This is a genomic window from Bradyrhizobium sp. UFLA05-89, from assembly GCF_059803475.1.
Map to the genome: position 1 here is coordinate 1 of NZ_JBANBA010000196.1, position 9001 is coordinate 9001.

Annotated in this window: 7 protein-coding genes and 1 pseudogene; 3 read left to right on the forward strand and 5 right to left on the reverse strand. The window is 60.5% G+C overall.

Features of this window, described 5'->3' with window-relative positions; all coding sequences use genetic code 11:
- Positions 1-522: 522 nt before the first annotated feature.
- The 3 genes from SO139_RS44695 to SO139_RS44705 all read left to right on the forward strand — a co-directional run bounded on the left by SO139_RS44695 (position 523) and on the right by SO139_RS44705 (position 1771).
- A complete protein-coding gene (locus tag SO139_RS44695; protein ID WP_474803632.1) occupies positions 523-795 on the forward strand; it encodes a hypothetical protein in 273 nt (90 codons plus the stop codon).
- Between the two features lie 191 nt (positions 796-986).
- Positions 987-1178, forward strand: a complete 192-nt coding sequence (locus SO139_RS44700; RefSeq protein WP_474803629.1) for a CsbD family protein — start codon at positions 987-989, stop codon at positions 1176-1178.
- 326 nt (positions 1179-1504) lie between these two features.
- A complete protein-coding gene (locus SO139_RS44705) occupies positions 1505-1771 on the forward strand; it encodes a hypothetical protein (protein ID WP_474803626.1) in 267 nt (88 codons plus the stop codon).
- A gap of 254 nt (positions 1772-2025) precedes the next feature.
- Here SO139_RS44705 and SO139_RS44710 read toward each other — a convergent pair.
- The 5 genes and pseudogenes from SO139_RS44710 to SO139_RS44730 form a co-directional block, all read right to left on the reverse strand.
- Positions 2026-2213, reverse strand: a pseudogene (locus SO139_RS44710) (hypothetical protein); the annotation flags it as partial.
- A 391-nt stretch (positions 2214-2604) separates the two neighbouring features.
- Entirely contained in the window at positions 2605-3081 is a 477-nt protein-coding gene (locus SO139_RS44715; RefSeq protein ID WP_474803623.1) for a response regulator, read from the reverse strand.
- Complete coding sequence (locus SO139_RS44720; protein WP_498542035.1) at positions 3081-5789, reverse strand: PAS domain S-box protein; 2709 nt, start codon at positions 5787-5789, stop codon at positions 3081-3083. Before SO139_RS44720 ends, SO139_RS44715 begins: the two co-directional genes overlap by 1 nt.
- Positions 5790-6288: 499 nt before the next feature.
- Positions 6289-6555: a ribbon-helix-helix domain-containing protein gene (locus SO139_RS44725; RefSeq protein ID WP_498542036.1), complete on the reverse strand. Its 267-nt coding sequence runs from the start codon at positions 6553-6555 to the stop codon at positions 6289-6291.
- Between the two features lie 400 nt (positions 6556-6955).
- Positions 6956-7168 (reverse strand): hypothetical protein, encoded by a 213-nt coding sequence (locus SO139_RS44730; RefSeq protein ID WP_474803615.1) that lies wholly within the window; start codon positions 7166-7168, stop codon positions 6956-6958.
- Positions 7169-9001 lie beyond the last annotated feature (1833 nt).

Here is a 9001-nt window from a genome sequence, read left to right on the forward strand (position 1 = left end):
ACAAAGCCCGCGCCAAACTCGGCCGCGCCTATCCAGCTGCCGCCAAAGAGTCAAAACCACTGTGATGAACCACTAGCTCCCTTCAACGACTAATTCGATTCCGATTGGTCCTAACGCCTTGGAAGTGCTAAATTATTGATCTGAGGGCAGGACGAGCTGCATCCTTTCCTGTTATCGCATTACGGTTGCGGTGGAGGCCGCCGTGAGGATTGATCGAGCCTTGCAGATCGCAAGTCGGGCCCGCGTCCGGCGATATGCTTTGCCGCCGAGGACTGGCGCGCCGACGCCAACATCGGCTTCATCCGAGCGTGATCCACGTGGTCGTTTCTTGCGTGGCCATGTCGGTGTGAGCCCTGGTCGGCCCCCGCACGACGAACTGCGGCGGATGTCATCGATGATCTCTTCCATTCCTGGCGCTACGGCCGGTCGCGCGGCTATTCGGCAACTCATAAAGCAAGATTCGGCCGCGTATTTGCGCCTCATGTTCCACGTGGTCGGCAAGCTGCACAAGCCGAGGGATTGATGGACGCAGCACCGAACGATCTGGATTGTGTCGCCAAACGGAAGCGGCAGAACGTACTTCGGGTGCAGCGGTACCGGGCGCGTAAGCAAGTTGGTGCGCGCATCGTCCGTATCGAGGTCACGGATTGGGCCGAGACGCGCGACGCGTTCGTCCGGATCGGCGTGCTCCCGGAGGATCAGCGCAACAACGATAGGGCGATCGAGGCGGCCATTGCGCAGTTGTGCAGAGCGGGGTTTCGAGCCGTTGAGGCGCAGCAGAAGGCATCTGCCTGACGTCGCGTAGCAACCGATCGCAAGGCAAGAGCAGCTTGGGCATCGAAGCGCAGCGCAAAACTAGGGTGTCCTCGTCAGCCTTGCTCGGACGTGCCCGCTTGCCTAGCCAATCGGCTCTGTTCCAATAGCGTACCCGGAACGCTAAGATTTTTCGCGCGTTGTTCGTCCATGCGAGATCGAAGGAGCCAGCTATGGATCGCGAGCACGTGAAAGGTGTCGCCGACAAGGCCAAGGGCACGATTAAGGAAGGCGCCGGCAAGCTGAGTGGCGACAAGGACCTGCAAAGGGAAGGCAAAGCCGACAAGGCGAAGGGCGCTGTGCACAATGCAGCTGGCGACATTAAGGATGCGGCCAGGGACGCAGCAGACGCCATGAAGAAGTGACTCTCACATCAATTTTCGCTCTCGCCGCTCCCTGTGAGCGGCGTTTTGTTTGCGCTTCCGGAACCGCCATACGGCGGCTTATTCCGCTCCAAGCCTCCGACGTTACGGGCCTCATCAAACGAACAGTCGTTGTAGATCCGGGCCGTCGCAACAAACCTCTCAGCACGTTTGGTGCCGGCGTCCAGGCTTCAGAAGCCGGGGAACTCCGAAGTCTCGGACGAGTTACACGACCGCCGAGAGGATAGAAGGATGAGTGGTCGTGTGTGCAGTATCGCGGCATCTCTCCTGATCGCGTGTTCGGCAGAAGTTGAATAGAAAGGCGACAAATGAAAACACCACTTCTGATTGCGGGCGCATTAGTCATCGGATGCGCCGCCCCAGCACTGGCCGATGAGTACTACGTCGTACAAGGCCCGAGCCATCAGTGCACGATTACAACCACACGCCCGGCGGACAAGGAAGTCGTGACGCAGATCGGTCCCATGGCCTTCAAGACCCGCGTGGAAGCTGAAGACCGCATCAAGCAGACAAAAATCTGCGATGAAGGCACAGTTGGTAGTAGCGGCAGCACGACCGTTATCAAGGAGAAGTAAGTAATCGGCACCGCATTTCCGATCAAAGGCACCGCATTTCCCGATCAAATATGGCTTCGAGAAAGGTCGCGCCCATGCCCATCGGCGCGACTTTTCCAAACCATCAAATTGGACCAGCTGCGGCCTGCCGGGCATCGGCCGCAGGTTGTCGACGTACCGGTTGACTACGCGGAAGAGCGCGAGGGTCGCGGCTTGGTTGGCGCTGATGGTCTAGAGAACACCGGCCGCCGACCTCCTAGACTCGATCGTGCGCTCTTGGTGGCCCGCAGGCTGCGGACGTAATAGCCGTGTCTCTGAACGGCTGACTTGATCTCGTCGCTGACTTTGAAAACTTTTCTTCTGCTCTTCCGCCAACTATGTCTGGAGCCGCGAGTATCGGTATCGCAGAGCCTGTGCTTAGAACGAGAACGTCGCGCTTATCATTGCGATGGACATCAAACACTTTTCGCCCCCGCTAATCATATCGTAATAGACACGAAATATGTTTCGGTCGTCTAGATCGACCAGCTTAGTATCTCGAACGGCTGCGCAGGTTGTCAACGCTCGCCGCTTTCTGCTTCACCCGGCGGCTCCGATTGGGTTGATGGAAGTCCGGTAGGCAGTGAATTGCACTTGCGAGAGATCCGCTTGGCTTTCGCCAAACCCCACCAAGCAAACTCAACGGCCCTGGCGGTTAGGGTTCTGCTGGGGCAGCCGTTTCTTCGCCGGTCGGGCAAGCATCGCGGTGCCCGCATCTCAAGGGTCGTTTTTACCGAGTTTTCGCTGGTGAAAAATGCTTGAACCGTTCGATGTCGCCAACTCTGATTGAATGCGGCGAAAGAAGCGAGACTCGCTCAGCTCACCCGATCGAGCGCGTCCCGCACCAGGTTGACAAGTGAGGTCATGGTGTAGGGTTTGGCTAGCCAGCCAAGCGGCTCGAAAGGATCGGCGCGCTTGCGCGTCAGCGGATCGTCATGAGCCGTCGCGAATACGCAACGGACGCCAAGCTCACGGAAGAGGTCGCCCGCGGCATCGATACCGTCGCGTCGGCCGGCAAGGCGAATATCCATCAGGACGAGAGCCGGGAGCTGCGCTCTGGCGAGAGATACAGCTTCTTCAGCGGTGGTCGCCACGCCGAGGACCCGAAATCCGGCGTCGGACAAAGCTGTTTCAGCCTGCATGGCAATCAGGAAATCGTCTTCCACCACCAGCAGGCCGGCTGCCGTGGCGGGGATTTCTGATGTGTCTGATGTATCTGATGTATCGCTGCCTCCCGCGCTATTCGCGGGCGCTGCAAGGAATGGCGCCACGGCTTGGCCCTTTTCCGCCATTAGCCGCTGCTCCCGGCTGGGAAATTAAGTGTTGCGCGTGATGGTGGCCGTGTTATCCGGAATTCCGCCTGAAGCTGGCGAGCAAGGCCCTGAACGAGGCGAAGGCCCGATGACCTGCTGCGAACGCCATCCATATCGAATCCAGGTCCGTCGTCCTCAACATAAAGTTCGAACATGCCATCGCGCCGGAACAGGCCGACACGAACCGCGCCTGTCAGCCGGTCCTTGTTGCCATGCTTCGCCGCATTGGTCAGCAACTCATTAAGGAGCAGGGCCAGCGGCATTGCCACATCGTTTGACAACACGCCATTGGCAGGAGTCCGTTCCACAACGATGCGCGCCGGCAAGGTCTGCTGAACCGTTTCGACCACCGCCCCCAAAAATTCGTCGGCCGAAAACCGGCTGGCGTCGATCGTGCCATAGAGAACACGCTGGGCTGCCGCCATCGCCGCTACCCGCCCGCTCGCCTCTTCGAGGACGCGACGCGCCTCCTCACTCGCGGCCGCCCGCGAGGCGGTGGTCAAGAGCGACTGCAAGACCTGCATATTGTTCTTGGTGCGGTGATTGAGTTCGTTCAGCAGTAAACGTTGCTGGGTCTCGGACTGTTTGCGCTCGCTGAGATCAACCAGCATGTTGATGGCGCCGACGACAGCGCCGGCGGCATTCCGCAATGGCGTGGGGAACGGTACGAAGGGAACCCGCGTCCCATCGGGTCGCTCCGCGACAGCTTCTACGCCCCGCACGGCACGGCCTTCCTTCAGCGCGATAGCCATCGGGCATTGATCGTGTGGCAAGGGCGTTCCGTCCGGATGAAAGAGCTTCCATGTCACGCACCATTCATCGCTGCCGAGCTGCGGCGTGCGGCCGGCAAATTCGACGGCCATTTGATTGAAGTATGTGATCTTGCCTTCGGCATCCGTCGTATAGAGCGCGGCCGGTATGGCCGCGAGCAGCTCCTCAAGGCGCTGTTGGCCTTCCTTCAGGCGATTCTCGGCCATCTTGCGCTCAGAGATATCGCGCGCAATCTTGGACGCGCCAACGATGCGACCGAAACGGTCGCGGATCGGCGAGATCGTCAGGGAAATATCGACCAGGCTTCCGTCCTTCCGGCGGCGCACGGTTTCGAAATGCTCCACACGGTCGCCGGCACGTATCTTTGCAAGAATGCCGGGCTCCTCGTCCTGGCGATCATCCGGGATCAGCATCGTGATCGGGCGGCCCACGGCTTCATCGCGGCTATGGCCGAACAGTTGCTCCGCGCCATCATTCCAGGTGCGGATGATGCCGTTGAGATCCTTGCTGACGATGGCATCGTCCGAAGACTCAACAATGGCGGCGAGCTGCTGCGCATCGCGCTCGGCGATCCTGCGCTCCTTCTCGCCGGCAAGGCGCGCAAGGCTGAAACCCAGGAGGCGCGCCAGGGCGAGGGCAGTATCCCGCTCGAAAGACGTGAATTCATGCGGGAGCCGGTGGTACGCCATGAATTTGCCGGACAAGGCGCCGTCCTCAAGAATGGGGATGAATGCGGCGGCCTGAATGCCTTCACCCTGGACCGTTCGTTTCAGCTCATCCGGCAAATCAGTCGCGGGAATATCTGCAATGCATACGGGTTGCGGATCGGCTTCGTCCCTGGCCCAGGGCGAGTGTCCCTCGACAGCCTGACGATAGCTCTCGGAAAGCCCGCGCCACGCAACAAACCGCATCACCCCTGCCGGGTCGAACAGCAGGATGGAAGCCCGTTCGCAGCCGAGGGCGCGCGTGATGGCATCAAGCGCAGCATCATAGATCTCGCCGGCGGTGGTGCAGCGCTGAAGGCGCTCCGAGAAAGTCAAAAGTGCGGCCTGCTCCTCCATGCGCCGGGCGAGCGCCTGCTCGGCGCACTTGCGGGCGGTAATGTCGTGCTGGACGCGGACCGCGTAGAGGAAGTTGCCGGTGGCGTCGCGGACACTGGAGGATGTCACGGAAGCCCAGATATAGCTTCCATCCTTACAATAAATCCGCTTTTCGATGCTATAGCGGTCAATCTCGCCCGCGACCTGTAGCCGAAACTGCTGCAGGTCACCCGGCCGGTCGTCGGGAAGGGTTTCGTCAAAGATCATCCGTCCGAGCAGTTCAGAAGCTGAATGCCCCGTCATCTCGCATAGCTGCTGATTAACGCGCAGCATCCGGCCATCCTGATCGACTTCCACAATGCCGGCACCCACATGTTCGTACGTTGCCGCGAGGCGTTGATCGCGCAGGCGCAGCCAGTCATCGGGGCTTGCATCGGACGCATCGAGGCGACCACCGCCGGCCCGCTCATGAAAGCAGTTGATGGCGCCCGCGATCGTGCCGTCCTCATCCAGGATGGGTGCGATATGGACGACAGCCCACATATGTGATCCGTCCGGCCTTTCGATGCGCGCTTCCATGCCACGGATGGGCTCGCCTGTACGCAGCACCTCCGCCATCGGCGCCTCATCCCGCGCGATCAGCCTGCCATCGAAGAAGAGCTTGTAAGAGCCGCAGAAGAGCTCGGTATCCTCGGCGATGCGCGGCGATCGGCCCCACAGTTCCGCCGCATGGCTGTTGAACCAGAGGATGCGGCCGCGCGCATCACAGGCGTACGCGGCGATGGGTAGCTGTTCAATGAATTCAAGGGAGGGGTTGCGCCAGATCAGGGAAGCGAATGCGTGAAGTCCTTCCGACGACATTTTCTGAATATTCATCTGTACCCTCCGAGCCGAGCCGCGACCGGTTTGGCGCCGCCATCACGCTCTCGTCTTCCCCACGCCATGGCCGGACATGGTCTGGAGCCGAAGAAACTCTTTGAACGGCGGGACGGGTGGGGAAGTTCCGCTCCTCCCATGAACTGAGCCTTCTCCGGCCACCTGCAGCTTCGCAATGCAATAGAAGCCGGGCTGCTCCGGGCGCTAATTGCAAGCCCGTCCGGCTTTCGTCTTCACAGGGATGGCGATGGCATCGCCTTTGAGGTCGGCATCAGGCGGACCGGGCGCCGCGCCATGGAATTGCTTGCGGCCGAGGCTCGTCGGTTGGCCGACCTTGCCGCGCGCTACGGCGGTGAGGAGCTGGCGCCGTTGTTGCCAGGCACGGCGCTGAGGGCTGCATGGAGGTTGGTGAGCGAATCCGCGAGGGCTTCCGCGCGCTCCGCCCATCGCGAGAATGTCGAAGGCGGCACCTCGCATCGTGCCGGCGGCGGTTCAGAGCTCACGCCCTATCGCGGGATGGCTGCGGTGCCGGCGCAGGCTGGGTCGCCGCAGCGCGCTTCTTGAAGTAGTCGAGGACGAACAGATGTATCGCGGACGACAGATTACCTTGCTGGCGGTTCCGGTTGATGTCGCTGACAAGGTCCGACAGCGTCATGTTGCGCAGGCTGGAGATCTCCTTCATGCCGGCCCAGAAAGCCTCCTCCAGGCTAACGCTGGTCTTGTGGCTGGCGACAACGATGGATCGTTTCACGACGGGGGATTTCATGGCCATTCCTCGCGCTCGCCAGCCGCGCCAGTCGATCCTGTAAACGAGAACAGCCCTGGCGCGTGAAGCTGGCGGACACGCGGGAGCCGTCCCGTGCGCACCGCCGCGCGCAAAGCCACTCTATCGGGAAGGGGTGGCAAAGTGAAATGCTCTCGGGGTAGTCCCTGAGGCATTGACCTATCTCAATAGTCCGCCCTGGGACTGGCAAAGCGTCGCCGGATGAAACCGTCGGACGAGCCTCGACTGGAGAAGGAAGCGCCGAAGCCTTCGTGCACAGAAGATGCTCGACGCATCATCAAGGAGTACGTGGAGGAGCTCCGGGAGATCATCAGGAAGCTTCGCCGGAAGCTGAACTGAGAGCTGCCAGGTCACGCTGGCGTCCCTGTTTTGCCTCTGCTCGCTAGGCTTCCGTGCAAGAAACCGCGAAGTTTTCGCATATTCGGGCAAACGCTTGTTTTGCTTCAGCAGTCTCAAAGCAAAAGCGTGTCCCTGCGTCGCCGCGCTCAACCCACCAGTCGACTTGATCTCCTCGTGAAATGCGCGATGCCTCTCCGCGCAGCTGATCCAGTTGGCTTCCGACGGCTCGCACGATCAGACAGTTCTTCTTGGCCATGGGAAATTCCTCGAACGGCAAAAGCAACGGATGGAAAGTTGCCGCCGTTCCTAGTCGAGGCCTGATTCTTCAAGGGGTTTGACGAGGCCAATTCGAAAAAGCGGACCAACTTCCGTGCGGACCTCGATGCGATGGCGATGTCCGGCCGATCGTCCATGCCGGGCTAATGCAAGCGAGTTTCCGCCGCGGTCTTTCTCCAACAAGTGCGCCGCATCCTGCTGCATGTTAGTGCGCGATACCGCTGCGACTGCCACATTTTCCCGCTTGGGCAGGTCTTCGAGAACAAAACAGGGGGCTTACATGCGTAATTGCGGTCGAGCAGACGTTGCTGTGTCGTTCTTCGCCAACGCATGGAGGCGTGCCTCTGCAAGGCTAAGTAGTCGACGGTCCCCTAAGGGCGATGCTGTGTCCGCAGCGATAGTCCGCGCAATAGACCAGGACGCCGCGCACGCCGATCTCTCGCATGCAGGCGGCGCCAGTCGTCTAGCTGCGCGCGCCCTTAAAACGAAAACGGCCCCAGCATCCCGGATTGAATGCTGAGGCCGTTTGGCGATTGTGTCGTCCCTAAAGAGCAAGACAATAATTTACGTAAGCTAGATTCGTTCCCGGACCAATGAAGAGGCCCCAGCTCGGGGGGAAAGCCGGGGCCGTCGTCAACGCGGAGATGATTGTCGAGATCAGGTACTGAGCCGGCAACCTGCTTCAGGAGCGTTCGTTCCTGCGTTTGGTCCAGTCGCTGCCATTGCGTGAGGTAGGCGCACTCTCTTGTCCTGCCGGATGACCAGCATCCGGTAGCCGTCATGCTTCACTTCATGGATCCACTCCGGCCCTGACGGGACCTGCCTGCCGGCGCTCGCCAGGCAGAGCTCGTATACGCAATACGCATGGGCTGAAGATAAGAATTTTCACCGCCTTCTACGAGTCCGGAACAACCGGTAATTTTGCGTGTTCTCGACGTGCCCCGGTCACGGAGTCCCCTGTAAGGGCCGGAGCTGGACTAGGCTGGCGGCCAAACCGCTGGGCCACCATCGGTCGGAGAACTTTGGTGTGGCGAATATTTGCTCTTACCGCATGCATGATCTCGTTTTTGAGTTGTGGCCTTGCGATTGCTCAGTCGGATCAAAAGAGACCAACCGACGCAACCATCGGCGCAGCGCCTACACCGCCGGAGGAAAAAGGCCAGTTGCAACCTCAAGGGTGGACCGGGCCGGTTGATACTAAATCGGGTGGCGCGCCTGCCGAAAGTCCGCAAGGCCAAAGCCCACCGGGCATGCAGAGCGCTCCGGAAGGGTCAAGCAAAACGATCGCCGCGCCGGAGAAATAATAGATAGCGCCCCCGCCCAGAGTCGGGGATCGCGGCCTTAGCCGGTCGCTTCTGCCTTTAAGAGCCGCACGTCGGTCCCGCTCTCGTGCAACTCCATCCAACCCTTCTCGACTGCATACCTGATGCCGGCGCCAAACTCCGGGCCGCTGGCTTTCAGCGTGTAGAGGAACGGCGCGTTGATCTTCTCGATATGGATGCGGCCGTCCTGGACGGCTTCGATGCTGGTTGCGATCTCGATGAGCTTGCGCGCTGCGGTTTCCGGGTTGGCGTAGTGGTCGTTCTGCCGTGAGCTTCATGTGCCCATCATGTCGGCTTTGATCCTCCCCTGAGAATGGTGCCACGTCAGCCGCCAAGTCATGCAGATGAGCCATTCCGAAACCTTGGCACCGACAGCCTCTACCCATTAGGTCATAGGCGCTGTCGTTCGTCGCGGTTCGTCATGTGGTGGGTGATGATGATCGCGATGATGGTGCCGAGCGCGGCGCCCACCGTCCTGTTGTACGCCGCCG

Excerpts from the sequence above, each read along its gene's own strand:
- SO139_RS44705 (WP_474803626.1), top strand. The coding sequence starts at position 1,505 with ATGAAAACACCACTTCTGATTGCGGGCGCATTAGTCATCGGATGCGCC.
- SO139_RS44725 (WP_498542036.1), bottom strand. The coding sequence starts at position 6,555 with ATGAAATCCCCCGTCGTGAAACGATCCATCGTTGTCGCCAGCCACAAG.
- SO139_RS44715 (WP_474803623.1), bottom strand. The coding sequence starts at position 3,081 with ATGGCGGAAAAGGGCCAAGCCGTGGCGCCATTCCTTGCAGCGCCCGCG.
- SO139_RS44720 (WP_498542035.1), bottom strand. The coding sequence starts at position 5,789 with ATGAATATTCAGAAAATGTCGTCGGAAGGACTTCACGCATTCGCTTCC.
- SO139_RS44730 (WP_474803615.1), bottom strand. The coding sequence starts at position 7,168 with ATGGCCAAGAAGAACTGTCTGATCGTGCGAGCCGTCGGAAGCCAACTG.
- SO139_RS44700 (WP_474803629.1), top strand. The coding sequence starts at position 987 with ATGGATCGCGAGCACGTGAAAGGTGTCGCCGACAAGGCCAAGGGCACG.
- SO139_RS44695 (WP_474803632.1), top strand. The coding sequence starts at position 523 with ATGGACGCAGCACCGAACGATCTGGATTGTGTCGCCAAACGGAAGCGG.